Annotated in this window: 21 protein-coding genes; 8 read left to right on the top strand and 13 right to left on the bottom strand. The window is 71.6% G+C overall.

All coding sequences use genetic code 11. The annotated features are described in order from the left end of the window. The first annotated feature begins 162 nt into the window (after nt 1–162). Nucleotides 163–669 (top strand): hydrogenase maturation protease, encoded by a 507-nt coding sequence (locus AB0411_RS15740; RefSeq protein WP_366417854.1) that lies wholly within the window; start codon nt 163–165, stop codon nt 667–669. 53 nt (nt 670–722) lie between these two features. Here the strand turns inward: AB0411_RS15740 and AB0411_RS15735 are convergent, their stop codons facing one another. Further along, nucleotides 723–1,616, bottom strand: a complete 894-nt coding sequence (locus AB0411_RS15735; RefSeq protein WP_366417853.1) for a universal stress protein — start codon at nt 1,614–1,616, stop codon at nt 723–725. 451 nt (nt 1,617–2,067) lie between these two features. Here AB0411_RS15735 and AB0411_RS15730 point away from each other — a divergent pair, with 451 nt between their 5' ends. Beyond that, complete coding sequence (locus AB0411_RS15730) at nt 2,068–3,813, top strand: sensor histidine kinase (RefSeq protein WP_366417852.1); 1,746 nt, start codon at nt 2,068–2,070, stop codon at nt 3,811–3,813. Here the strand turns inward: AB0411_RS15730 and AB0411_RS15725 are convergent. Continuing rightward, nucleotides 3,804–4,511: a response regulator transcription factor gene (locus tag AB0411_RS15725; protein WP_366417851.1), complete on the bottom strand. Its 708-nt coding sequence runs from the start codon at nt 4,509–4,511 to the stop codon at nt 3,804–3,806. The genes AB0411_RS15730 and AB0411_RS15725 overlap by 10 nt on opposite strands. A gap of 195 nt (nt 4,512–4,706) precedes the next feature. On the opposite strand from AB0411_RS15725, the gene AB0411_RS15720 reads away from it, so the two are divergent. Continuing rightward, nucleotides 4,707–5,282, top strand: a complete 576-nt coding sequence (locus tag AB0411_RS15720; protein WP_366417850.1) for an Rv1733c family protein — start codon at nt 4,707–4,709, stop codon at nt 5,280–5,282. A gap of 109 nt (nt 5,283–5,391) precedes the next feature. On the opposite strand, the gene AB0411_RS15715 is transcribed toward AB0411_RS15720, so the two are convergent. The 3 genes from AB0411_RS15715 to AB0411_RS15705 form a co-directional block, all read right to left on the bottom strand. Further along, the gene (locus AB0411_RS15715; RefSeq protein WP_366417849.1) at nt 5,392–5,982 is read right to left on the bottom strand and encodes a CBS domain-containing protein; all 591 of its coding nucleotides are present in this window, start codon (nt 5,980–5,982) and stop codon (nt 5,392–5,394) included. A 57-nt stretch (nt 5,983–6,039) separates the two neighbouring features. Beyond that, nucleotides 6,040–8,739, bottom strand: a complete 2,700-nt coding sequence (locus tag AB0411_RS15710; protein WP_366417848.1) for a bifunctional acetate--CoA ligase family protein/GNAT family N-acetyltransferase — start codon at nt 8,737–8,739, stop codon at nt 6,040–6,042. Between the two features lie 132 nt (nt 8,740–8,871). Then, complete coding sequence (locus AB0411_RS15705) at nt 8,872–9,558, bottom strand: CBS domain-containing protein (protein WP_366417847.1); 687 nt, start codon at nt 9,556–9,558, stop codon at nt 8,872–8,874. 363 nt (nt 9,559–9,921) lie between these two features. Here AB0411_RS15705 and AB0411_RS15700 point away from each other — a divergent pair, with 363 nt between their 5' ends. Continuing rightward, nucleotides 9,922–10,317: a universal stress protein gene (locus tag AB0411_RS15700; RefSeq protein ID WP_366417846.1), complete on the top strand. Its 396-nt coding sequence runs from the start codon at nt 9,922–9,924 to the stop codon at nt 10,315–10,317. Here the strand turns inward: AB0411_RS15700 and AB0411_RS15695 are convergent, their stop codons facing one another. From AB0411_RS15695 to AB0411_RS15685, 3 genes are all read right to left on the bottom strand, one after another. After that, entirely contained in the window at nt 10,318–11,004 is a 687-nt protein-coding gene (locus AB0411_RS15695) for a CBS domain-containing protein (protein ID WP_366417845.1), read from the bottom strand. A 451-nt stretch (nt 11,005–11,455) separates the two neighbouring features. Beyond that, the gene (locus tag AB0411_RS15690; protein ID WP_366417844.1) at nt 11,456–12,298 is read right to left on the bottom strand and encodes an urea carboxylase-associated family protein; all 843 of its coding nucleotides are present in this window, start codon (nt 12,296–12,298) and stop codon (nt 11,456–11,458) included. A 93-nt stretch (nt 12,299–12,391) separates the two neighbouring features. Then, the gene (locus tag AB0411_RS15685; protein ID WP_366417843.1) at nt 12,392–13,072 is read right to left on the bottom strand and encodes a GntR family transcriptional regulator; all 681 of its coding nucleotides are present in this window, start codon (nt 13,070–13,072) and stop codon (nt 12,392–12,394) included. A gap of 264 nt (nt 13,073–13,336) precedes the next feature. Here AB0411_RS15685 and AB0411_RS15680 point away from each other — a divergent pair, with 264 nt between their 5' ends. Continuing rightward, nucleotides 13,337–14,689: an MFS transporter gene (locus AB0411_RS15680; protein WP_366417842.1), complete on the top strand. Its 1,353-nt coding sequence runs from the start codon at nt 13,337–13,339 to the stop codon at nt 14,687–14,689. A 571-nt stretch (nt 14,690–15,260) separates the two neighbouring features. Then, nucleotides 15,261–15,644 carry a hypothetical protein gene (locus AB0411_RS15675; protein ID WP_366417841.1) on the top strand — a complete coding sequence of 128 codons (384 nt, stop codon included), beginning with the start codon at nt 15,261–15,263 and terminating at the stop codon, nt 15,642–15,644. 217 nt (nt 15,645–15,861) lie between these two features. Here the strand turns inward: AB0411_RS15675 and AB0411_RS15670 are convergent, their stop codons facing one another. Continuing rightward, nucleotides 15,862–16,191, bottom strand: coding sequence for an antibiotic biosynthesis monooxygenase (locus tag AB0411_RS15670; protein ID WP_366417840.1), 330 nt, complete (start codon nt 16,189–16,191; stop codon nt 15,862–15,864). Nucleotides 16,192–16,328: 137 nt separating this feature from the next. Here AB0411_RS15670 and AB0411_RS15665 point away from each other — a divergent pair, with 137 nt between their 5' ends. After that, nucleotides 16,329–16,901: a TetR/AcrR family transcriptional regulator gene (locus tag AB0411_RS15665; RefSeq protein ID WP_366417839.1), complete on the top strand. Its 573-nt coding sequence runs from the start codon at nt 16,329–16,331 to the stop codon at nt 16,899–16,901. A gap of 285 nt (nt 16,902–17,186) precedes the next feature. After that, nucleotides 17,187–17,699: a GNAT family N-acetyltransferase gene (locus AB0411_RS15660; RefSeq protein ID WP_366417838.1), complete on the top strand. Its 513-nt coding sequence runs from the start codon at nt 17,187–17,189 to the stop codon at nt 17,697–17,699. Nucleotides 17,700–17,843: 144 nt separating this feature from the next. Here AB0411_RS15660 and ispG read toward each other — a convergent pair whose 3' ends face one another. The 4 genes from ispG to AB0411_RS15640 are packed head-to-tail and all read right to left on the bottom strand — an operon-like array spanning nt 17,844 to nt 25,517. Then, a complete protein-coding gene (ispG, locus tag AB0411_RS15655) occupies nt 17,844–18,974 on the bottom strand; it encodes a flavodoxin-dependent (E)-4-hydroxy-3-methylbut-2-enyl-diphosphate synthase (RefSeq protein ID WP_437042180.1) in 1,131 nt (376 codons plus the stop codon). 47 nt (nt 18,975–19,021) lie between these two features. Then, on the bottom strand, nt 19,022–20,815 hold the full coding sequence (locus AB0411_RS15650) for a 1-deoxy-D-xylulose-5-phosphate synthase (protein ID WP_366417837.1): 1,794 nt from the start codon (nt 20,813–20,815) through the stop codon (nt 19,022–19,024). Nucleotides 20,816–20,838: 23 nt separating this feature from the next. Next, nucleotides 20,839–21,822 (bottom strand): 4-hydroxy-3-methylbut-2-enyl diphosphate reductase, encoded by a 984-nt coding sequence (locus AB0411_RS15645; RefSeq protein WP_366417836.1) that lies wholly within the window; start codon nt 21,820–21,822, stop codon nt 20,839–20,841. Beyond that, nucleotides 21,819–25,517 (bottom strand): ABC transporter ATP-binding protein, encoded by a 3,699-nt coding sequence (locus AB0411_RS15640; RefSeq protein ID WP_366417835.1) that lies wholly within the window; start codon nt 25,515–25,517, stop codon nt 21,819–21,821. Before AB0411_RS15640 ends, AB0411_RS15645 begins: the two co-directional genes overlap by 4 nt. Between the last annotated feature and the right edge of the window lie 29 nt (nt 25,518–25,546).

Below are 25,546 nucleotides of genomic sequence, written 5' to 3'. Positions count from 1 at the left end.
GCACGGATCGTGTCAGCGCAGCCAGTATGTGCCGCTCTCGTGCCCACATGCGGTCCGCCGATCCCGGCGTGCCCCGTACGGCCCTCTCCGTCCCCCGGACGGGCTGACAGGGGTGAGGTCCCTGCCTGGTGCTTGCCGGGCAGCACGGGGAAGCATCGGCTCATGGACGTATCTGCCACGGCCACGCGGATCGCCGTCATCGGTGTCGGAAACGACTACCGGCACGACGACGGCGTCGGCTGGGCGGTCGTGGGCCGGCTCGCGCAACGAGGGGAGCACCGACCGCTCCCCCGCGGTACCACGCTCACATGTACCGACGGCGATCCCACCCGGCTGATCGGCGCGTGGGAGGGCGCCCGCCTGGCCGTCGTCGTGGACGCCGCTCACGTCCACCCGGCCCGTCCCGGGCATGTGCACCGCCTCCGGCTCGATGGCGATCTGCCGCAGACGCGCCCTGGCGAAACCAGCTCGCACGGCTTCGCTCTGGGCGACGCCGTGCAGCTCGCCCGCGCACTGGGCCGACTGCCCGGGGAGTTGCTCGTCTACGCCGTCGAAGCGGCCGACACCAGCCTCGGTACCGGGCTCTCGCCTCAGGTCGCGGACGCGGTCGCACCGCTCGTCCGGCAGATCGAGGAGGACCTCGTGCGACACGCCGCGGCCACTCGGTGAGGCCGAGCGGGCGACCGGACGAGTGCTCCGGGCCCGCCGCTCGCGAGCGGGGCTCAGTCGTGAGGGACCACGGCCACGGGACAGGCCACATGGTGCATCGCTGCGTGCGCCACAGGTCCGACACGTGGCGTGAGGGGTGGATGGTGGCGCCTACGGCCCACCACCAGGAGTTCGGCCCCCGGGACGGTCTGCACCATGGCCCGGGTCGGGTTCTCGACCAGCACGGTCACTCGTACCGGCACCTCGGGGAAGCGCTCACGCCAAGGGCGCAGGTTCTCTCTCAGCTCGCCGTCCGCATCCTTGGTGAGTTCCTCCGCGACATCGGGGGCGACCCCCCAGGGCGCGTAGGCGTGCACAGGGAGCGAACGCCCGTGCACGGCCTGCAGGGGAAGTCCGCGGCTCACTGCAGCGTCGAACGCGAAGGCAAGCAAGGGTTCGCAGGGCCCGTTCAGGCTCATGCCGACGACGATGCGCGGATCGGGCCGAGTGACGAGGTCCCCGATTTCCGGCTGCGGTGGACTCGCGCTCCAGCCCCCTCGGACGAGAACGACCGGCCCGTCGGCCCGGCCGACGACCTCCAGGCTGACATCACCGAGCACATAGCTCTCCCACGCCGTGAGAGCCCGTGACCCGAGCGCCAGCATCCGCGATTCGCCGGCCGCGCGCAGCAGCGCCGGCTCGGCCTCGGAGCCCACCAGATCCTCGATGATCTGCAGATGGGGATGGCGGGCACGGACCTCACCCAGAGCCCGTTCCACGACCTGCCGCGCTCCGGCGTTCTGGGCACGGTCGGGCGGAGTATCCGGCGCCTCGGCGGCCAGCAGGATCCAGGCATGAAGAAGACGCAGCACCGAATTCCGCCGTTCGGCTTCGTCAGCGGCCCACCGTGCGGCTGCCAGACTCTCCAGTGAACCGTCGAGCCCGACAGTGATCAATTCCGGCTCCATGGCTGTCCTTCTTTCGGGGGTGGTGAAAGGAAACAGACCTGCATCCCCGGAACGGAGTCACCGCTGCCCCGCGCCGCGCCCCGACCGTAGTGGTGCCGGCCGTCCGTCCCTCCCGTGGTGCCCCTTCGGCCGGGCTGCCGACGGTGGGCTCCCCCGTCGGCTCGTCGCATCGCACTGCGGGGCGGGCGCGCGCCCGCCCCGCTCCTCGATCGTGCTCGGCTCGTCGTCCTCCGGGCAATGAGCCGATGGGCGCTGCCGAAGGGCCGAACGGCCCACTGCCCTCCTGCCTCCACCTCCTCACGGTCCAGGTCCGTACTTACCGCTGCAGGAACTCAGGGCTCTCCACGCAACTCGGCCGGCGGGCCCCACCGGCTCCCAAGGTGCTCGTCCGTCCACGGTCAGTACCGTGGAGGGTGTGGCCGCGCCCCGGGCGGTCACCGCGGAGGGTGTCGTGGGCGACGAGAGACCTGACCGAGCCGAAGACGCTCAGTGGCGCCTGGGCACGCTTCCGGACGACCTGCAAGAGCGCCTCAGGGCGGTGGGAAGGAACACGGGCGGACCGCCCTCTCTCCTGCTCGAAGCAGTGATGTCCGTGGGCCGGGGGCTGGACCTGTCGCAGGTGCTGCGCCGCATCGTCGAGGCCGCAGTCGCCCTCGTGGACGCCGAGTACGGGGCGCTCGGCGTGATCGGTGACGACCACCGGCTCTCCCAGTTCCTTCCGGTCGGGATTTCCGAGGAGGAAGCTCATGCCATCGGTGCCCTTCCGGCCGGCCACGGAATTCTGGGTGAACTGATCCGCCGTCCCGCTCCGCTACGCCTCGCCGAACTGGGCGAACACCGCGCGTCGTACGGGTTCCCGCCGAATCACCCGCCGATGCACTCGTTTCTCGGGGTGCCGATCCGGGTCCGCGGCAAGGTCTTCGGCAATCTCTACCTCACCGAGAAGCGTGGTGGCAGGGAGTTCGACGCCGAGGACGAAACCGTACTGTCGACGCTGGCCGTGGCGGCCGGTGTGGCCATCGACAATGCCCGCCTGTACGAGGAGGCCCGCTATCGGCAGCGGTGGCTGGAGGCGAATGGTGAGATCGTCGCCGGTCTGCTGCCCGGGGCGGGTGAGACCGACGTCCTCACGATGATCGTCGACCACGCTGTACGCATCCTCTCCGCCGACCTCGGAGTGCTGGCACTGCCGGTCGACGGCGACAACTTGAGTGTGGCTCTCGCTGTCGGCGTGGATGCCGAGGCGCACAGAGGCCTGATCCTCCCTCGCCACGGATCTTTCGTCGGGGCGGCTCTCACCGCCCGGAGTCCCTTGATCAGCCTTGATGTCGAGCACGATCCCAGAATCACCATCGGCCCGCCCCGCTGGATGGGCCTGGGGCCCGCAGTCGCCGTCCCGATGATGACCGGCGAGCGGGTGCGCGGTGTGCTGTTGCTGGCCCGGCTCCACGGCCGCAGTCCCTTCACCGAGTCGGAGACCGCGCCGCTGCTGACGTTCGCGGGACAAGGGGCCCTCGCCATGGAGATGGCCGACCAACGCCAGGACGCCGAACAGCTGACTCTGCTCAGGGACCATGAGCGCATCGCCCGTGACCTGCACGATCTGGCCATTCAACGACTCTTCGCCACGGGTATGACCCTGCAGAGCGCGCTGCGTTTCGTCGATCACCCCGAGGCCAGCGAACGACTGTTCCGGGCCGTGGACGATCTGGACGAGACCATCAAGATCATTCGTTCCACCATCTTCGGCCTCCGCACCCCTGACTCCGGCCGGGCCGCCCACGGCATGCGGGCCCGCATGACCGCCTCGGCAGAACGGGCGGCCGACACGCTCGGGTTCAGGCCGTCCCTGCGCATGGAGGGACTCATCGATACGGAGGTGACGGCAGAGGTCGCGGAGCATGTGCTGGCCGTGCTCGGCGAAGCGCTGGCCAACACCGCGCAGCACGCTCACGCCAGTGCGGCGGACGTGTCACTGATCGTCCGCGATCAGAGACTGACTCTGACGGTCCAGGACAACGGCGTGGGCATCCCCCATGACGGGCGACGCAGCGGCTTGCGCAATCTGGCGAAACGGGCGGAGAGCATGGGCGGGGAGATGTCCCTCGAAGCACCGGCGGAAGGCGGGTCCCGCCTGGTGTGGTGTGTACCGCTGACTCGGCATGACGGGCATCCGCACCGCATGCCTCAGTCGTGACGTCCACCGGCGGGAGCGTCCGGCTCCGGGGCGGCCCGGGTGGCGAGGACGGCCGCCTGGATACGCCGTTCCACACCGAGCTTGGCCAGCAGGCGGGAGATGTGGTTCTTGACGGTCTTCTCGGAGAGATAGAGCCGTTTGCCGATCTGCCGGTTCGTCAGCCCTTCGCCGATCAGCCCGAGGATCTCCCTCTCCCGTGGTGAGAGGCTCGACAGCGCGTCCGTCTCGGGCTCCTCGTCGGAGTCCTCGCCCCGCAGCGTGCTCATCAGCCGCGACGTCGTCGCCGGGTCGAGCATGGACCGGCCGGCCGCGACCGTGCGCACCGCGGCGACCAGATCCGCCCCCTTGATCTCCTTCAGTACGTAGCCGGCCGCACCAGCCATGATCGCGTCGAGCAGCGCATCGTCGTCGTCGAACGAGGTGAGCATCAGACAAGCCAGCCCCGGCATGCGCGAGCGCAGCTCCCGGCAGACGGAGACGCCGTCCCCGTCCGGCAGCCGTACGTCCAGCACCGCAACATCCGGCCGCAGCGCCGGACCGCGGGCGAGCGCATGGTCCGCCGTACCGGCATCGCCCACCACCTCGATGTCGGGCTCGGCATCGAGCAGGTCCTGCACACCCCGGCGGACGACTTCGTGATCGTCGAGCAGGAACACGCGTATCGGCCGCTGCGGTGAGAAGGTCGCTGCGTCGGTCATGCTGCCCTCCGGGCGCGGGATACGAGGACGTGCCCCGCTCCCCCATCGTGCGGCCTCCGCGGCCGGCTCGCCAGGGCCGAACGGTCCCGCGCCTGCCCTGCCCACGGCGCCGACCCGTCCCCGGGTGGGGCCGTTCGGCCCCTCACCTGCGCTCTTCAGGCGTGCCAAGGTCAAAGGAGGCGAGAGGGGTGCGTCATGCCTCTGAAGGAGATGCGCTGGCGGTGGCGGGGCAACCCGCTCAAGCGCGGGACGGACGTGGCGGAAGCCTGGATTTTCCTGACGACCGCGTTCCTGATCGCCGTGGCGGCGCCTGCCGCAGGTGCGGTGGCCGCGAGTGACCTGGAAGCCTCTTCCCAGCGGCAGGGGCGCGAGTGGAAGAGCGTGTCCGCCGTGCTCACGGAAGATCCCCCTGCTCGCATCGGTGTTGACTCCGCGGGTGGCACCGGCGGCCGGGTCCACGCCACGGTGCGGTGGACGGCCGCGGACGGCACAGTACGCACGGGAGAGACAGCCGTGGCGCCGGGTCTGCGGGCGGGTGACCGGACCACCGCATGGCTGAACCGGCATGGGTCCCTGCTGCGGGATCCCACCACCCCCGAGGACGCCATCGCCGGAAGCGTCGCGATCGGCGTCGTCGCCGCGTCCACCACAGGTCTTCTGCTCATCGGCGCGAACAAAGCCGCAGTCGTCCTGCTGAACCGCCGGCGCTACGCCCAGTGGGAGAAGGACTGGGCAGAATCAGACCTCCGGTGGCGGCACCGGCAGCCCTGAGCCGCGTCGGCTCTGTACGTGCGAGGACCGTCCCGCCTCGCCCGCCTGTTCCACTCCGGCACAGCCCCGTCGGGCACGGAAGCGTTCAGCTCGCAGGCTCGGCCGCAGGCTACGTCAGCTGCCGGTACGGGGCCTCACGCCGGTGGGTGAGGCGATCGACCACGGCGGTCACGCCGTCGACCTGCTGCGTCATCCGTACTGCGATGGCCGCTGCGCCACTGGACTCCAGCTGACCGGTGAGAGTCACGATGCCTTCCCTCACCACCACCTCCACGCTCTGCGGGCTCAGCCACAATGCCCGCACCACGACCTCGTCGATGACCTCGTCGCGGATGTCCGCGTCCGGACGGGCGAAGATCTGCAGCACGTCGCGCCGGGTGACCATGCCGACCAGACGAGCCTCTTCATCCACCACGGGGAGCCGCTCGACGCCGCTCGTGCTCATGAGGCGGGCCGCACGCACCACGGAGTCGTCGGCACGGACGGTGCGGGCCGGAGCGGACATCACCGCGCCGGCGGTGAGCAGGCCGTCTGTGGCCGTGGTGCGCCGGTTGCGTTGCAGGTCCGTCGCGGAGACGACTCCGATCACCCTGTCCTCGGCATCCACGACGGGCAGGCCACTGATGTCGTACTCCGCCAGCCACCGCGCCATTTCGCCAGTCGGAGTCCCGCTCCGTGCGCTGACGACATCATCGGTCATCACGCTTCCGACCCGTCGACGCTTCATCTCGGCCCCGCTCTCCGCTCGCGTCCGTCCTCAGGGAAGCCGACGCAGATACGGGTCGTGTGCGCGACGTGGCAGCAGGCGGACCCGGGCGTCGACTGCGGTGATCCCGCCCGGCCCGGCGATGACGGGATTGCATTCGGCCTCGGCAAGCTCAGGGAGGTCGTCGGCCATGCGGGAGAGACGTGCCAGCAGGTCCTCCAGGGCACCGGTGTCGGACGGTCCGCTGCCCCGGTGGCCGTACAGCAACGCCGCACAGCGCGGTGTGGTGAGGAGCTCGCGGATGTCGGTGTCGGTGAGCGGTGCGAGGCGCGCCGCGTGGTCGGAGAGCAGCTCGCTGGTGGTGCCACCGAGCCCGAACACGACCAGGGCGCCGAAGACTTCGTCCTGGACGACGCCCGCCAGCAGTTCCGTGCCACGGGCGGCCATCGGCTGGACGAGGACTTCGGACATGACTGCCCCGAGGCGGGCGGTCAGGTCACGGTAGGCGGCCCGTATCTGCTGCTCACCGTGCAGGTCGAGGAGAACTGCGCCCCGCTCGCTCTTGTGGACGAGACCAGGCCCCTGGGCCTTGAGCACCACTCCACCGCCGGGACCGGCGAGCCGCGCGGCGGCCTCGACGGCTTCCTGCTCGGTGGCGGCACATGCCTGGCGCAGGCGCGGAATGCCGTAGTGGGCGAGGAGTTGGTCGGTCGCGCGGGCGTCCAGCCAGCCGCCAGCCGGCTCTCCGGCGAGAAATGCTTCCACCAGAGCCCGTGCCTGCGAGGAGTCGATGCCGGGCGGTTCCACCACACTCCCGTGCGGCCTGGCCAGCCAGTGTGCGCGCTCGGCGGCGTGAAGAAGGGCTCGCGCTGCCGCTTGCGGTTCGCCGTAGGAAGGCACCGTCCGTCCGTCTCCGGTCGGGAGCAGCCGGACGCGCTCCGCCTGGTCGAGCCGCACGGCGACGATCGGCTTGCCGGAGCGGGCAGCCGGCGCCCGGGTGGTCAGCGCGGTGACCAGATCGGTGCCGACCGCCGTGGCCGGTGCGGTGGGCACCAGGACGACCAGGACTCCGTCGACCGCTCCGGATTCCGCGAGGCGGTCCACGCAGCCGCTCAATTCCTGCGCGCTCACCGTCGGCGTGGTGTCGACGGGGTTCGCGGCGCCGGCGCCCCCCGGGAGCAGGGCGAGCAGCACTCCCACAAGATCCGGCGGCAACTCGGGGACGGTCAGTCCCGCGTCCGCGCACGCGTCCGCAGCAAGCACGCCCGCGCCACCGGCGTTAGAGACCACGGCAACCCGCCCGCCTGCGGGCAGCGGCTGGGAGTGCAGCAGTGCAGCGGTGTCCAGCAGCTCGCCGAGGGTGCGGGTGGCGGTGATCCCGGCCTGGGAGAACAGAGCCCCGCGGGTCATCGTGGGGGTCGCCGCGGCCGCGGTGTGCGAAGCGGCCGCGCGGCGGCCCGCTTCGGAACGCCCGGCGTCGACCGTCAGAAGCGGCATACCGCGCGCGACGCGCCGGGCGGTGCGGGAGAAGGCACGGGGATTGCCGAACGACTCCAGGTGCAGCAGCGCCAGATCGGTTCGGCCGTCACACTCCCACCACTGCAGGAGGTCGTTGCTGCTGACATCGCGTTTGTCGCCGAGCGAGACGAAGCTGGAGATACCGATGCCCAGGCGGGAGAGTCCGTCGAGGAGCGCGATACCGACGCCTCCGGACTGCACGGCGACCCCGGCGGTGCCCGGCAGGGGCTTGGTGACGGCGAAGGTCGCGTCCATGCGGACCGGCTCTTCCGTATTGGCGATGCCCAGACAGTTGGGGCCGACCATCCGCATGTCCCAGCGGCGGCAAGCCGCTGTCAGCGCCGCGCTCTGCTCCGCGTCGAGGCCGGATGTCACGACCACCAGCGCTCTGACGCCCGCTCTTCCGCACTGGGCCGCAGCCTCGGGAACTGCGGCGGCCGGTATGGCGATCACGGCGAGATCGGGCGGGTGGGGAAGGTCGGCTACCGAGGGGTACGCGGGGACGCGCCATACGGCGTGGGCATGCGGGTTGACCGCGTACAGGAGACCGGCGAAGTGTGCCTCGCGCAGGTTGTGCAGGACGGCACGCCCCACCGACCCCGGCCGGGTGCCGGCTCCGATCACCGCGACGGAGTGGGGGCGCAGCAGTGGCTGCATGCTCGCGGTGTCGGCGGTACGCGCCCGGATGTCCACTGCCGAGAGGTAACGCTCGTCCGGCGCGAGCCGGATGGTACCGCGCACCGTGGTGCCGTCGAACTGCCGAGTGACCCGGAGGCCGAGGTCGGCGAAGACCTTGTGGATGAGGTGGTTGTCGGCGAGCACGTCGGCGGTGAAGACCGCGATGCCGTTCTCGCGGGCGGTGTGGACGAGGTGTTCCAGCAACAGGGTGCCGACACCGCGGTGGTGGAAGTCGTCGGCGACCGCCAGAGCGATCTCGGCAGAGGTGGGGTCGTCCACGTTCTCGTATTCGGCGACACCGACCAGCCGGTCGCCGTGCACGGCGACCAGAGTGCGGTGCCCGGGCCCGGCCGGGCCGCAGAGCCGGTCCGCGGCCTGCTCGCCGGAACGGGTGCTCACCGCGAAGAACCTGCTGCGCAGATTGTCCACGGACATCTCCTCGTAGAGCCGCAGTACCTGTCCGCGATCCTCCGGGCGGGCCGGGCGCAGCCGGACCGTGCTTCCGTCGGCCAGCAGTGCGCAGACCTCTTGCGCACGAGATGCGGTGCGTGTCATCGGGTCGCCCTTCCGCGGGGTCCTGACTCTCACCATGGGCTGCGGCATCCCTTGCTCACGAGGGCCGTCCGGCGCTGTCCGCGGGGGCCGGCAGGCCCTCTCGCACGCCTGCCCCGTCCCCCCGAGGACACCTCACCACTGCGGCCCCGCCCCGGGCGGCCCCGTCCGGGCAGGAGCAGGGCCCGGGACATCGAAGACCACGTCCACGACGCCCTCGACCGCCCGCACCAGGCGGGCCGCAACGGGCAGGAGCGAGGGGTCGCGGACCGCGCCGTGGAGGGTGACCACCCCGTCGGCGACGGTGACCTGCAGATCCTTCGCGGAGTCGCCGAACAGCCTGCCGACGACTTCCGCACGTACTTCCCCGGCCAGGTCCTCGTCGGAGCGCAGGAAGACCTTCAGCAGGTCGGAGCGGCTGACGATGCCCTGCAGCAGCCCGGCGGCGTCGACGACGGGAAGCCGTTTCACGGACTTGAAGGCCATCGTCCGCGCCGCCTGGGCAATGGTGTCACCGGCGTGCACCGTCAGGGCGGGCGAGCTCATCAGCTCTCCCGCCGTCAATGCACCGGCCTTGCGTACATCGTCCAACCGGTGCAGCTGCTCCATACGGTCCGGCTCCGACTCCCGGAACTCTTCCTTCGGCAGCAGATCGGCTTCGGAGACCACTCCGACCACACGGCCCTCCCCCACCAGCACGGGCAGGGCGCTGACCTTCCACTGCTCCATGGTCTCGACGATCTCCTTGAACGGCGCTTCCTGCCCGATCGCCACCACGGTCTGGGTCATCACATCGCTGACGGTGTGCGGAGTGTGCTCCATGACGCCTCCTCGGGACGGGCCGCCTCGCACGGCCGGATGCGACACCTCCAGCCTGCTGTCGTGCGCCTGCGCCAGGCAGGGGCCGTCCGGCCCCAAACGCCGCCGGACGGCCGGTCCCGGGCAGGCCACGCGGTCGTCCTCCGCGTCCGCACGCCGCGGACCGGGCCCCTGTTGGGCCGGTCGGCCCGTGAAATGGCCCTGCGGCCCCTCGTCCGAATCGTCCGCGCCGATCAGCGTGTGAAGGGAGCGACGCCTTGCGCTCACTGGAGGTATGCCATGACGCGCCCTATGGCTGTCGGGGGGACGGATCGCCTGCGGGCCTCGCCGCCACGGACCGGGGCGCCCGGGAGGCACAGCTCCGAGGTGCCGCTCAGGCTCGTCCATGCAGCGGAGCGGCAGCCCCGCTCACATGCCCCGTCTGCCGGCCCAAAGGGCGCCCGGCGCTGGTCCGAGGGCGTCCCGCGTGAGGTCACCGCCCAGCTGCACCAATGCGATCAGGACCTCGGCATCACGGCGGAACTCCTCACCGGTCCGCCCCCGGAGGTGCTGCGTGCGGCGGCCGAAGAAGCCGAGCTCCTGGTGATCGGCACCATCGGCGCCGGCGGGCTCGCCGGATTCCTGCTCGGCTCCGTCGCGATGAACACGGTCGCGCACGCCGAGCGGCCCGTCGTACTGGTCCGTGCCCCGCGGGCCGCACAGGACGAGCAGCCCGGGCAGGAGCCGGTGGCCATGTCGACCCGCTCGCGCAGCCGGACTTGATCAAATCTGTCGGCCCGCCACCGGCGGCCCAGGCCGTGCCGACGCCGCGCCGGTCACATCGAACTCCACATCCACCACCCCCTCGACCGACCGCACCAGGCGTGCGATCACCGGGATGAGCGAGGTGTCCCGGACCCGCCCGCTGAGCGTGACGACCCCGTCGGCGACCGTGACTTGGAGATCCTTGGTCGGCGCCGCGAACAGCGCGCCCATGATGTCCCGGCGGACTTCCTCCGCGAGGTCGTCGTCCGAACGCAGAAAGACTTTCAGCAGGTCGGCACGGCTGACGATGCCTCTCAGCACCCCGTGCCCGTCCACCACCGGAAGCCGTTTGACGGACTCGTGCGCCATCAGCCGTGCGGCCTGGGAGAGCGTGGCATCGGCCCGCACGGTCAGGGCCGGGCTGGTCATCAGCTCCCCCGCCGTCACCGCTTCCGCCCTGCGTACGTCGTCGACCTGCCGCAGCTGCTCCAGACGGTCGGGGTCCGACTCCCGGAACTCCTCCTTCGGCAGCAGATCGGCCTCGGAGACCACTCCGACCACACGGCCCTCCCCCGCAAGCACCGGCAGAGCGCTGACCTTCCACTCCTCCATGGTCTCGACGACCTCCTTGAACCGCGCCCCCCGGTCGACCGCGGCCACGGTCTTCGTCATCACGTCCCTGACGATGTGCGGAGTGTTGAGCATGATGCCTCCTCGGTGCACGGAGCGGCGTCACGTGGCCGCCGTGACGCCTTCAGCCTGAAATACACCGAGCCGGCCGGGCAGGGGCCGTCCGGCCCCTTTCGCTGCCGATCGGCAGGGGCAGGTCAGGTGCGAGCGCATACACGAGCAGGCACGGAGCACCGCCGTCGGATGTCCCCCGCGCCACGACAGCAAACCGCGAGAGAACGGAGTCGACGTGGCGAATACCGGGAACGGAGCCGGACGGCTCAGGGACCCAGGCGCACCGCTGGGACTGCGGGGCACCGTGGTGCCTCCAAGCTCCGAAGGGCCCCAACCCGACGGGGAACCCAACGCGAGCGACGTCGGGCAGGGCGGCCGGCACCAGGCCGAAGGCGAGGACGGCACCGGAGGGCGACGGGTCGGGGGCCGAAACCCCCGGCGCCGGCCTCGCCGATCAGGGCTGCCGACGTGATCAGCCCTTCCAGGCAGGGAGGTTCATGCCGTGCAGGTTGCGGTAGGCGGCGCGCTCCGGAGGCGTCCAGCCTTCGAGGAGTTCGTCGTCGACCGCGTAGACCTCGATGCCGATCGGGTGGCACACGTCGAGCGGGTCGCCCGCGTCCGGCCCCCACAGCGGCACGGACAGATCGCCGCCGGGGCAGGTGGACAGTGCGCAGAGCAGGTCGAGCTCGGCGAAGAACTCGAAGTGGTCGCCGGGCCGGGCCGGGCAGGCCTTCATGAAGTACTGGTCGTCGGCGTTGAGCCCGGTGCACTGGAAGACGTTGAGGACGTCGTGCACGTCGAACTCCGTGAGCCCGTAGGGCAGCACCGCGCGGACCAGGTTCGAGTGGCAGTGGAAGTCGAAGTCCTCGCCGGTCAGCATGCGGTTGACGTACGGGTCGCAGCGCGTGCCCAGCAGGTCGTGGACCCTGCCGCCCTCGCCGTCGGTGCCGTAGCCGTCGAGCGTGTCGTCGGTGACGGTCAGCAGCGGACGCAGGAAGGGAAGGGTGGACCACAGCCGGTCGTAGGTGCTGACGTGCGCGCGCTGGAGCTGACGGGTGCGTGCCGCCCAGAGGCGTTCGCGCGGGTCGTGGCGGTTCCATACGTTGAGATCACCGACCTGGGGCCCGTCCACGGTGACGATGCGGCACAGATGCCCTGCGGGCACTTCCCAGGCGCGGCCGGAGCGGATCGGGATGGTGAAGCGGTCGACCAGCCGGCGGTCGCCGGGGCTGCCGGAGACCCGGTCGTAGAAGGCCTTGTCGACGTCGAGGGGGCCGCCCTCGGTGGCCTGGTACGCGGCTTCGGTGCTGACCATCTGTGCGCTCTCTTTCCTGGTGCGTCCGCGGTTTCGCGGAGGGACGGAGGGACCGGCCGGGGGTGCCGGTCGGGTGTCGGCTGGGCGAAGGCGTCAGGCGCTGTGGACCGCGCGCACGATGTCGACGACCTGGCGCTCGGAGTCGTCGAGGTAGCGGGCCAGCCCTTCGGCAGCCTCGGCGCGTCGGCCCGACCGGAGCAGATCGCACAGCTCGCGATCGCGCGGCACCCACTGCCTCTGGAATTCCGCTTCGATCGGTACCTCGGAGAAGGCGAGGCGAAGCTGGGCGACGGTGGTGCGGAAGAAGCGGTCGAGCCGGGCACTGCCGATCAGGTGCACCACACCGCGGTGGAAGTCCAGAGAACAGGTGGCCGCCTCGTTCCACTGGCCGGCCTCGGCCGCCCGCTCGGCGGCCGCCACATACCGATCAAGGCCGTCGAGCGCCTGCTGCGGGGCGGTGAAGCTCTGCTCGGCCGCCCTGAGCTCAAGGGCGCGACGGGCGGCGTAGATGTCGTGGACGTCCGCGACGTCGAGGCCTTTGACGGCAGCGCCCTTGTAGAGCTGGTGGACCGCCAGGCCTTCGTGCACCAGCAGGCGTACGGCTTCGCGCAGGGTATTGCGCGAGACGCCGAACTCCTCGGCGAGGGCGGCGTCGCGCAGCGGGTTACCGGGAGCGAGCGCACCGGAGGTGATCCGGTCGCGCAACCGGTCGGCGATCGCCTCGGCAGCGAGGTAGGGAGGCGGCGCGGCGGCGTCGTTCTCTTCATCAGGCATGAGAGGAAGCTACCTCAGGATTGTTCAGCAATCCATAGTGAGGCCAGAAGCTCAGCCGGGCCATCCATGGCCTTTTGCCCTGATATAAGGCCATAGATCAGGCATCTTTCACGGGAGCTTTCGCCTCACCCTTGACAGGATCGTTCAACTATTTCTAGCTTCATCGCCACTGCTGGCCTGAGTGCCGTCGAGGTCCGCCCCCCTGCGCGCCGCCCCCTCTCGACCCCACCAGTCCCGGCCCCTCTCGACTCCCCGAGGTGGCTCATGCCCTCTTCCCCGCTCGCCCCGGAGACCGCGCCCCGTAGCGGCCGCGATCTGCTCGAAGACAGCAAACTCAGCGGATTCCATCGCCGGCTCACGGTCTATTCGGCCGGCGGTCCCTTCCTCGACGGCCTGATCCTCAGCGTGATCGGTGTCGCCCTCACCCAGCTGGGCCCCCGATGGGGTCTCGGCGGTGCCTGGGAGGGGCTGCTCGCGGCTGCCGCCCTGGTCGGGCTGCTGGTCGGTGGCACGGTCTTCGGCTGGGTCACCGACCGCTACGGCCGCCACATCATGTACACCATCGACCTCGCCGCGATCGTCGTGTTCTCCGTCGCCCAGGCCTTCGTCACCGGTCCGGAGCAGCTCCTGATACTGCGGTTCCTGATCGGCGTGGCCGTGGGGGCGGACTATCCGATCGCCACCTCGCTGCTCGCGGAGTTCTCCCCGCGCAAGCACCGCGGCGCCATGCTCGGCCTGCTCACCGTGATGTGGTCGGTCGGCAGCGCGGCCGCGTACCTGGCCGGCGACTGGATGCTGGGCTTCGGCGAGGAGGGCTGGCGCTGGCTGCTCGCCTGCCCCGCCGTCCCCGCGGCGGTCCTGGTGCTCCTGCGCTTCGGCACCCCCGAGTCGCCACGCTGGCTGCTGTCCAAGGGGCGCCGGGCCGAGGCGGACGCCGTGATGAAGAAGGTCTTCGGTCCGTCGGCGACCGCCGAGGACCTGGGCGCCCCGACCCAGCCCGCGAAGTTCTCCGCCGTCTTCCGCGGCGAGTACGGCAGGCGGACCTTCTTCGTCTCCCTGTTCTGGGCCTGCTCCATCATGCCGATCTACGCGATCTACGCCTTCGCCCCGCAACTGCTGACCGCGCTGGGGCTGGCCGGTGAGGACAGCAGCAACCTCGGCTCGGCCGCGATCGCCCTGGTCTTCATGATCGGCTGTGTGGCGTTCCTCCCGGTACTCGGAAAGTTCGGCCGCCGACCCCTGTTGATCGCCTCCTTCGCCACGGCCACCGTGCCGCTGTTGCTCCTGGGACTCCTGCCGGGGCTGCCCCCGGTCGCGAGCGGCCTGCTGTTCGCGGTGTACGCGATCGCCATCGGGGGCCCCACCCTGCTGCAGTGGATCTACCCGAACGAGCTGTTCCCCACCGAGATCCGGGCCACCGCCGTCGGCGTGGGTACGGGCTTCAGCCGGATCGCGGCGGCCGTGGGCACCTTCCTCACCCCCATCGCCCTGGACAGCTGGGGCATCGGTCCCACCATGCTGCTGGCCAGCGCGGTGTCCGTGGTCGGTGTGACGGTCTCGGTCGTGATGGCACCGGAAACCCTCGGCCGCTCCCTGGAGAGCTGCAGCGCGACCTGAACCGTACGACGCAACGAGGCCGGGGCGGCGTCCTGCCCCGGCCTCGTTGCGCTCCCTGCCTCAGGGGAGAACCGCTGTTCATCCTCTGCGGCGGACGGGCACGGTGCGGACCGGGAGGCCGGGGCCCCCGTCGCCGCTCGCCCGGTCGGCGACATCCGTGGCCGTGCCGTCCGTGGCGCCGTACGCGTGAGCACGCCCCAGAGCGGCGAACGGGAAGCATGCGGTGGTGACGCGTCATGACCCGCCGCGGTCAGCCGGCACCAGCAGGAGCAAATGAGCGGCGTCTCATGCATCATGACGGGCAGAAGGACATCCACCCGGTACAACCTCACAGGCGGGCTTTGTGACGTCCGGCGATTGGTGCCCCGCGCCCCTGATCCTCAGAGCCACCTGCCGGGTCCGACGAGGCGAGGTCCGGGAGCCGGCCGAGCCGGCTCCTCGTGAGTGCTGCGCCGCCAACTCGCCGGCGGCGCCCGTCGAAGTGACCACCACGGTGGTGACCGCGCTGGTGTGGGCGGGCAGTGCGTGCCGGGTATGACGGGCCGGGGCGGAAGGGAAAGCGGTGAGTCGGATGGGTGTGATCGGTCTGCGGCGGGTCGATGCCCTGTGGGCGGGGGCCCGCTCCGTCGAGGTGGAGCTTCGGTGGCCCGGAGAGGAAGAGCGGTCGTCGGTCATGGTGGGCGGCGTCGCCGAGATCGCCGAGCTGGCGGGCCTGTTGGAGACCGATGGGACCGCCGCCCCCTTCACCTGCATGTGCCTGGGTGAGGTGACCTTCACGGTCCGGGGTGAGAGGGGTGTGGTCCTCGGCGTGCTCACCCACCACCTGGACGGCGGGCTGGACTGGGATCAGTGGGGCGGCGAGCTGCCGCTGCTGCATCCGCGGGGGCTGAGCCGGTGGCTGGCCCGGCGCGGCGTGGTCACCGGCGGCGGCGTTGCGTGGGGAGACCCGCCCTGACCGGGCTGGTCCTGGTGGTCCTGGGCGTTCTGGTGGTCCGGCGGTCCCAGCGGTGCTGGTCGCCGCGCTCCGCCTGGGCTGCTGCCCTGGGGCGACGGAGTACGGCCGGAGGACCCGGTTCGGCAACACCCCCGATACGGAACGGTGTTGAGCACCGTCCCCAGCTGCCGACGCCGGGCACCTCCTTGCTGCCGTCACGCTTCGAACGGCCGTCGCCTCACCCGGTCGTCGGCATCGTCACGGGCTTCTCGTCCGCCGGTGCCGCCGACGGGCGGAGGGTGAGGACCTGGCGAGGGAGGCGTTCCCGCTCGTCGTAGGCGAAGTCCACGCCGGCCTCCTGGGCCACGGCGAAGGATGCCGCGAGGGCCTCGTCGGAGGCGAACTGGGCGGTGGAGACGACGGCATCGTTCTCGCCCGTGACCCAGCATGCGGCGGACAGGCAGCCAGGCGCCGTCCGCAGGACGTCGACAGCGTGTTGCACGCGGGTGATGAAGTCGTCGAAGTGCGTGGGGCGGGGGTAGTGAACGCCGACAAATCCGACTGTCATCCCGCCACCTCCTTTCGTCGGCACCGGACGTTGCCGTCCGGTGACTTCCCCCTGCACCGTCAAATATACGGCGCCGTATATTTCGTCATGGTAGACCGCCGTGAAACGCTGTCAACACCACCGGCGATACTGGGGACATGCCCGCCGTCACACGCACTCCCCGCAGCAGCTGGATCGAGCAGGGCCTGCTGGCGCTGGCCGCCGGCGGCCCGGACGCCGTCCGGATCGAGAGCCTGGCCCGGGCGCTCGGCGTCACCAAGGGCGGGTTCTACGGGCACTTCCCCAATCGCGACGCGCTGCTGGAGGCGATGCTCGACACCTGGGAGCGCGAGAGCGTCGACCAGGTGCGCGACCGGGTCGAGCGCGAGGGCGGGGACGCCCGGACGAAGATCCGGCACGCGGGCCGGCTCACCTTCTCCAGCGACCGTCTGCTGCCGATCGACCTGGCCATCCGCGACTGGGCCCGGCGTGACGAGTCGGTCGCCGAGCGCCTGCGCCGCGTCGACAACCGGCGCATGGACTACGCGCGTGAGCTGTTCGGCACCATCTGCGCGGACCCGGACGAGGCCGAGGCCCGCAGTCTGCTCGCCTTCTGCCTGGCGATCGGCAATCACTTCCTCGCCTACCACCACGGCAGCCGGACCCGTACCGAGGTCTTCTCCCACGCCTCCGACCTCCTGCTCAAAGGCTCGCCTGGTGAGGGCTCTTGAGGGCGCTCGGCAACGGTCGGACGCACCCGGGCGGAGGGGTGCGGAGGCCGCTCCTGTAGGTCCGCGATCGGTCGCGGTCGGTCGTGGCCTCCCCCACCCGGTCGGGAAATTGGCAGGCAGCGCCCCGACGTCGGCTGATAGGTTCCGGCCGGTACGCACGGTGCGTGACGACGGTTGAGGGAGGTTGATGCATATGGCCCGCCGGACCCGTCATCAGCATGCCCTTGTCCGGGCCGTCTGAGGATCACCGACGGCCCGGTCGTTCCGACCGACCAGGAGTCTTGCGTGTCTTCTTTCTCTCTCGACGGTGCCGATCTGACCACCGACCGCCTCGTGCTGCGGCCGTGGTCCGGCGCCGAACTCACCGCTGTGGTCCGTGATGCCCGACTGGCGCACTGGGCGGAGGACTTCCCCGCCGAGGGCGACCGCGTCATCGCCGGCGTCATCTCCGAAGCGCCCGAGGGTCCGGCGGGGTACGGCCACCGCCAGATCGTCGAGCGGTCCACCGGCCTGGTGGTCGGCTCCCTCGGCCTGTTCTGGCCTCCCTGCGACGGCTGCGTCGAATTCGGCTACGGCGTGGTCGCCTCCCGGCGGGGCCGCGGCTACGCCTCCGAAGCCGGCCGGGCCCTCGTGGAGTTCGCCTTGACGGCGCCGGGTGTGCACACGGTGCAGGCCGACGTGGAGCTGTCGAACCCGGCCTCGGTCCGCGTACTCGAGAAGGCCGGACTACGGCGCTGGAGCGACGACGCCACCACGGCCCGCTTCCGCATCACGGCGGCGGACCTGTCCAGGCAGTGAATCCTGCGGGGGCCGGCCGCGGCGCGCATCGCCGCTGCCGGTCCCCGCACAACCGCTCCGTTCGCCGTGGTGCCCCTCTCCCCCCGGTACCCCTCTCCCCCACGGGGCCGGGTACCGCACGGAGCCGGTGCAAGCACACCGGCGTCATCCGGCCGCCGGTGCGAACTCGCCGGATTCGGCGAGCCGGAGGGCCTCCTCGATGAGGGTCTCGGCGATCCGTGATTCCGGTACGGTGCGGATCACCTCGCCCCGGACGAAGATCTGGCCCTTCCCGTTGCCGGACGCGACCCCGAGGTCGGCCTCGCGGGCCTCGCCCGGCCCGTTGACGACGCAGCCCATGACGGCCACCCGCAGCGGGATGTCCATGCCCTCCAGGGCGGCGGTGACCTCGGCTGCGAGCTTGTAGACGTCCACCTGGGCGCGGCCGCAGGAGGGGCAGGAGACGATGTCGAGCTTGCGCGGGCGCAGGTTGAGCGCCTGCAGGATCTGGGTGCCGACCTTGATCTCCTCGACCGGCGGGGCGGAGAGCGAGACCCGGATGGTGTCGCCGATGCCCTGGCGGAGCAGCGCGCCGAACGCGACGGCGGACTTCACGGTGCCCTGGAAGGCGGGGCCGGCCTCGGTGACGCCGAGGTGCAGGGGGTAGTCGCAGGCCTCGGCGAGGAGTTCGTAGGCCCGCACCATGATCACAGGGTCGTTGTGCTTGACCGAGATCTTGAGGTCGTGGAAGTCGTGCTCGGCGAAAAGGGACGCTTCCCACAGGGCGGACTCGACGAGGGCTTCGGGGGTGGCCCGGCCGTGCTTGGCGAGCAGACGTGCGTCGAGGGAGCCGGCGTTGACGCCGATCCTGATGGGCGTCCCGCAGTCCTTGGCGGCCCGGGCGATGTCCTTGACCTGGTCGTCGAACTTCTTGATGTTGCCGGGGTTCACCCGGATCGCGGCGCAGCCGGCCTCGATCGCCGCGAAGACGTACCGGGGCTGGAAGTGGATGTCCGCGATCACCGGGATCGGCGACTTGGCGGCGATCGCGGCCAGGGCGTCCGCGTCGTCCTGCGACGGGCAGGCGACGCGCACGATGTCGCAGCCTGCCGTGGAGAGTTCGGCGATCTGCTGGAGGGTGGCGTTCACGTCGGCGGTGACGGTGGTGGTCATGGACTGTACGGCGATCGGGTGGTCGCTGCCGACGCCGACCGGTCCGACCTGGAGCTGACGTGTACGGCGGCGGGTGGTGAGGGTCGGCGCGGGGGCCGAGGGCATGCCGAGCGTGACCGTCATGATGTTTCTCTTCTCTTCCTCGTGGGGTGTGGGGTGCGCGGACGGGGCTACCGCTCGGCGGCAGCCTCGACGACGGTGCCGTGGCGGGACAGGGCGTCGACGGCCGCGCGGAAGACGCCCCGGGCCGTCAGGCCGCTGCGGGCGAGGACGCCGTCGCGGGTGCCGTGCGGCAGGAAGCGCTGGGGAATGCCGAGGTTGCGTACGGGGGCGGCGGCACCCGCGTCGGCCAGTGCCTGGGCCAGGGCGGCGCCGGCGCCGCCGGTGCGGCCGCTGTCCTCCACCGTGAGCACCGTCCGGTGGCGCAGCCCCTCCTCGACCAGGGCGGGCGCGACCGGTTTGATCCACCGGGGGTCCACCACGGTGACACCGGCGCCGTACTCCGTCAGCTGCCGGGCGGCCTCGACGCAGAGGCCGGCCATGGTGCCGATGGCCACGAGGAGGATGTCCGGGGGGCCGGAGCGGTACAGGACGTCCAGGCCGGCGACGGAATCGACGGCCGGGACGGGGGCGCCGACGGGGCCCTTGGGAAAGCGCAGCGCGGTGGGCGCGTTGTCGACGGCGACGGCCTCGCGCAGGGCCCGGCGCAGGGTGACGGCGTCGCGGGGTGCCGCGACGCGGAGGGTGGGCACCAGAGGCAGCAGGGACAGGTCCCACATGCCGTTGTGGGAGGCGCCGTCGTCGCCGGTCACGCCCGCCCGGTCCAGGACGAAGGTCACCGGCGCGCCGTGCAGGGCGACGTCCATCAGCAGTTGGTCGAAGGCCCGGTTGAGGAAGGTGGCGTAGACGGCGACCACGGGGTGGAGTCCGCCCAGGGCGAGCCCCGCGGCCGAGGTGACGGCGTGCTGTTCGGCGATGCCGACGTCGAAGGTGCGCTCCGGGAAGCGCCGGGCGAACTCGGCGAGTCCGGTGGGTTCCAGCATGGCGGCCGTCACCGCGGCCAGGTCCGGCCGGGCGGCGCCGAGTTCGGCGAGTTCCGCTCCGAAGACGGAGGTCCAGCTCGGGGAGGGCGCGCGGTCGGGGCCGGCGGTCGCGGTGGGCCGGGCGCGGACCGCGTGGAAGCGGTCGGCCTCGTGCTGTTCGGCGGGGGCGTGTCCGCGGCCCTTCTCGGTGACGCAGTGCACGACGACGGGCCGGCCGAGCGCGGCGGCCTGGCGGAAAGCGGTTTCCAGTGCGGCGATGTCGTGGCCGTCGACCGGTCCGAGGTGTGCCAGGCCCAGGTTCTCGAAGACGCCGGGCAGGGCCGCGTCGCCGGGGGCGCGCAGGTGGGAGAGGTGCCTGGCGAGGCCGCCGACGGTCGGGGCGTAGGAGCGGGTGTTGTCGTTGAGCACGATGATGACCGGGCGGTGCGGCGCGGCCGCGATGTTGTTCAGGGCTTCCCAGGCCATGCCGCCGGTGAGGGCGCCGTCGCCGATGACGGCGACCACGGCCCGCTCGGTGATCCCCCGCAGGTGGTGGGCCTTCGCCAGTCCGTCGGCGTAGGAGAGCACGGTCGAGGCGTGGGAGTTCTCGATGATGTCGTGCGCGGATTCGGCGCGGGAGGGGTATCCCGAGAGGCCGTCCGGCTGCCGCAGGGTGGCGAACCGCCCGGCTCGGCCGGTGAGGAGCTTGTGCACATAGGTCTGGTGGCCGGTGTCCCACAGGAGGGTGTCCCGGGGCGAGTCGAACACCCGGTGCAGGGCGAGGGTCAGCTCGACCACGCCCAGGTTGGGGCCGAGGTGCCCGCCGGTGCGGCTGACCGTGTCGATGAGGAACTGCCGGATCTCGGGGACCAGTTGACGAACTTCGGCGGCGTTCAGAGCCCGCAGGTCCGCTGGTCCTTTTATGGAGTCAAGTGACGGCATGGCTGCTCTTCCAGTGCTGGTCGTCAACGGGCCTCATCGGCCAGAGGGGTACGGGGGATGCGGCCGGTGACCGGGTCCGCGAGGCGGGCGGGCATGGTGAAGACGACGTCCTCGGTGGCGCCGGTGTCCACCTGGACGTCCGTGTAGCCGAGCGCGGCGAGGCGGTCCACGAGGCCGCGGACCAGGATCTCGGGAGCGCTGGCGCCGGAGCTGATGCCGATGGTGGTCGCCGTCCGCAGCCAGCGCTCGTCGAGGTGACTCGCGTCGGGCACCAGGTGGGCGGTGCAGCCGTGTTCGCGGGCGACCTCGACCATGCGCAGGGAGTTGCTGGAGTTGCGGGAGCCGACCACCAGAACCAGGTCGTGGGCGCGGGCCAGGGACTTGACGGCGTTCTGGCGGTTCTGACTGGCGTAGCAGATGTCGTCGCCGTGCGGCCCGGTGATGTCGCGGAACCGCCGGTGGAGGGCCTCGACGACCTTGGCGGTCTCGTCGAACGACAGGGTGGTCTGGGTCAGATAGGCCACGGGGGTGTCGTCGGGCAGGTCGAGGCGGGCGACGTCGTCCTCGCTCTCCACCACGACGGTCCGCTCGGGGGCCTCTCCCTGGACGCCCTCGACCTCTTCGTGGTGTGCGTGGCCGACCAGCAGGATGGTCCGGCCGTCGCGGGCGAAGCGCACCGCTTCCTGGTGCACCTTGGCGACAAGGGGGCAGGTGGCGTCGATGACCGAGAGCCGGCGGCCGTCCGCGGCGTCCCGCACCGCCGGGGAGACGCCGTGGGCGGAAAAGACACAGACCGCGCCCTCGGGCACCTCCTCCTCGCTGTCCACGAACACGGCGCCGCGCTTCTCCAGTTCGCCGACGACGTAGTGGTTGTGCACGATTTCCTTGCGCACGTAGACGGGCGCGCCGTGCAGGTCCAGGGCGCGCTCCACGATGCCGATGGCGCGGCGTACGCCCGCGCAGAACCCTCTCGGCTCGGCCAGGACGATGCGCTGCTGTGCGGTCATTGGAGCCTTTCCTGCATCTGGAGCCCATGAGCGGGCGCGGTCGGAACGGGGATGGCGGCCGGGGCCGGTCGTGCTTCGTGGGCCTGCCAGAGCCGGGCGTAGCGCCCGCCCAGCGCGAGGAGTTCGTCGTGGGTGCCGTCCTCGCACAGCCGGCCCCGGTCGAGCACGACGATCCGGTCGGCGCGGGAGGCGATCGTGAGCCGGTGCGCGACGATCAGTGCCGTGCGGCGTGCGGTGAGCCGTTCGGTGGCCCGGCCGACGAGTGCTTCGGTCGCCGGGTCCAGGGACGAGGTCGCTTCGTCGAGGAGCAGGATGTCGGGCTGGACCAACTGGGCCCGGGCCAGGGCGATCAACTGCCGCTGGCCGGCGGAGAGGTTGCGCCCGCCCTCGGCGATCCGGTGCCGGTAGCCGCCGTCGAGCCCGGTGATGATCTGGTGCGCGCCGGTCTGCCGGGCCGCGGCCTCGACCTCCGCGTCGGTGGCGTCGGGGCGGCCGTAGGCGATGGCGTCGCGGACCGTGCCGGCGAAGAGGTAGGGCTCCTGCGGTACGACGCCGAGCCGCTGCCGGAAGCCGGTCAGGTCGAGTGCGCGAAGGTCGGTGCCGTCGACGAGCACCGCGCCGTGGTCCGGATCGTAGAAGCGGGCGGCCAGCTTGACCAGGGTGCTCTTGCCCGCCCCGGTCTCGCCGACGAACGCGACCCGCTGTCCTGCGGGGATCCGCAGATCGAGCCCGTCCAGGCCGACCGTCCCGGCCGCTTCGCCCGCGGCGGGGTAGCGGAAGTGCACGTTCTGGAAGACGACCTCCCCGCGCAGCCGGCCGACCTCCAGGGGGGCGCCGGCCTCGGGGGTGGAGCTGCGCAGTTCGAGCAGTTCCCTGAGCCGGCCGAGGGAGACCCTCGCCTGCTGGTAGCTGTCGAAGAGCTGGGAGAGCTGCTGCAGCGGGGTGAAGAAGAGTTCCAGGTAGAGCAGGTAGGCCACGAGGGTGCCGACCGCCATGGAGCCGTCGGCCACCCGCCGGGCCCCGAGGGCCAGCACCAGGGCGGCCACCAGGTCGGCGAGGAACTGGATGAAGGGGAAGTACAGCGCCATCAGGAACTGCGAGCGGACCCGCGCCCGGCGGTAGGCCAGGCTGTCGTCGGTGAAGCGTCGCACGACGGTGTCCTCGCGACGGAAGACCTGGGCGATCCGCATGCCCGCCGCGGACTCCTGGAAGGTGCCGTTGACGACGGCGGTGCGGTCCCTGGCCAGGCCGTAGGCCCGCACGGAGCGTTTGCGGAACACGGCCGTGGCGGCGTACAGGAGGGGCAGCGACAGCAGGACGACCAGCAGCATCGAAGAGTCCACCAGGAGCAGCGCCACCGTGACCCCGGTGAGGGTGAGCAGGCTGACCAGGAGCGCCACGAGTCCGCTCTGCACGAAGGCGGACAGGGAGTCCACGTCCGTGGTCATCCGGGTCATGGTCCGGCCCGCCGCCTCCTTCTCGTAGTGGTCGAGGCCGAGTCGGTGCAGGTGGGCGAAGACCCTGAGGCGCAGGGCGTAGAGGACGCGTTCGCCGGTGCGACCGGTCGTCCGCAGGGTGCCCCACTGGACGGCCCAGCGCAGCAGGGCGATCAGCAGGGCGCCGGCGCAGGCCGCCCACAGGGCGGCGGGTGCGGAACCGAGCGAGGCCTGGACGCCCTGCCGGACGGCGTAGGGCTGGGCCAGTCCGCCGGCCGCGTCGGCGACGACCAGGAGCAGGCCGAGGGTGAGGGGGATCCAGAAGCCGCGCAGCAGATCGCGCAGGCCGAACCGGCCTCCGGTGTCCCGGGTCGCGGCTGCCTCGTCCACGTCGGGCGTGTGGCCGGCGGCAGGCACCGCGGGACGGCCGGCGGGGGCCGTCTCCGGGCGGGGCCCGCTCTGCTGCGGTGGGGCCGCGGGAGGTGCCGCGGCGTGCTCGGCTCGGTCCGGGGTCCCGGCTTCCTGGCCGTGGAAGAGGTCGCGGTAGAGCGGGCAGCGGGCCAGGAGTTCGGTGTGGGTTCCGGTGTCGGCCAGCCGGCCGCCGTCCAGGACGGCGATCCGGTCCGCCATGGTGAGGGTCGATTTCCGGCGGGCGGTGAGCAGCGTGGTCCGGCCTGCCATCAGGGTGCGCAGCCCGTCGTGGATCGCGGCCTCGACGTGGGTGTCGACGGCGGAGGTGGCGTCGTCGAGCACCAGCAGCCGGGGCCGGGTGAGCAGTGCGCGGGCGAGTGCGATGCGCTGCCGCTGGCCGCCGGAGAGGTTCTGGCCGCGCTCCCCCACCGGGGTGTCGTAGCCGTCCGGGAGGCCCATGACGAACGCGTCGGCCTGCGCGAGGCGGGCGGCGGCGCGGATCTCGGCGTCGTCGGCGTCCGGGCGTCCGAAGGCGATGTTGTCGCGGATGCTCGCGGCGAACAGGAAGGTCTCCTCCGGGACCAGCCCCAGGGCGCCGCGCAGGGCGTCGAAGGTGAACTCGCGGATGTCGACCCCGCCGATCCGCACCGCGCCCCGGTCGGGGTCGTAGTGCCGGGTCAGGAGGTGGGAGAGGGTCGATTTGCCCGAGCCGGGGCTGCCGACGACGGCGACCGTCTCGCCGGGGGCGATCCGCAGGGAGAAGTCGTCGAGGACGGGGCGGTCGGGGTCGTAGCCGAAGGTGACGCGGTCGAAGACGATGTCGAGGGGGGACTGCGCGGGCAGCCGCTCGCGTCCTTGTGCCAGCGTCGGCCGGGCCTTGACGAGGTCGAGGACCCGGTTGATCGCGGCGGCGCCCTGCTGGACCGCGCTCAACAGGCCCACCAGCATGCTCAACGGGACGACGAGCTGGGCGAGGTAGGCGGAGAAGGCGACGAAGGTGCCGAGCGAGAGCTCGCCGCGGAGCGCCATCCAGCCGCCGAGGGCCAGGATGCCGACCTGGGCCAGCGCGGGTATCGCCTGGAGCAGCGGTTCGTAGCGGGCGGTGAGCCGCAGGACCCGCAGCCGCCCGGAGTACAGCCGGCGGGCCGCCGCGGTGAGCCGGGCCAGCTCCTGCCGCTCCTGGCCGAAGCCCTTGACCACGCGGATGCCGGCGACGGAGCTGTCGACCACTCCGGCCAGGGCGGCGGTGTGGTCCTGGGCTTCCCAGGAGGCTTTCAGCATGCGGGGCTGGCTGCGCCGGGCCAGGAACCACAGGGCGGGGATCATGGCCAGGGCGACCAGGGTGAGCCGGGGGGACAGGACGCCCATCACGGCCACCGCGGCGCCGAGGGTGGCGAGGTTGGTGACCATGGCGGGGAGCACCATGACCAGGCCGTGGACCATGGTGAGGTCGCTGGTGGCGCGCCCTACGAGCTGGCCGGTGCCCCACTCGTCCTGGCGCGCACCGTCCAGGCGCGCCAGGGAGCGGAACAGGTCGGTGCGCATGTCGTGCTGGACGTCGGCGGCGAGCCGGCTCGCGTAGAAGCGGCGCAGGAACGTCAGGCCGTATCCGGCGACCGCGGCGCCCACCAGCAGGGCGATCCAGGGCAGGAGCGGGCGGTTGGCGTGGACGGTGACCTCGTCGATGACCACCTTGGTGACCAGGGGCACCGTCACGCTCACCGCTGTGGCCCCGAGCGCGCCGATGAGCGAGAACAGCAGCCCGCCGGGGTGCCGCAGGCAGTAGCGGGCGGTGCGGCGGAACCAGCCGCCGCGGCCGGCCGCGCTGTCACGGGCGTGCCTCGCCACTCGCCGGCTCCCTTCGTCTGTGGGTGGGT

The organism is Streptomyces angustmyceticus (assembly GCF_040701845.1).
In the GTDB taxonomy this organism is placed as follows: Bacteria; Actinomycetota; Actinomycetes; order Streptomycetales; family Streptomycetaceae; genus Streptomyces; species Streptomyces angustmyceticus_A.
The sequence above is the reverse complement of the archived record's forward strand: the minus strand, read 5'-3'. Positions and strand labels throughout refer to the sequence as shown.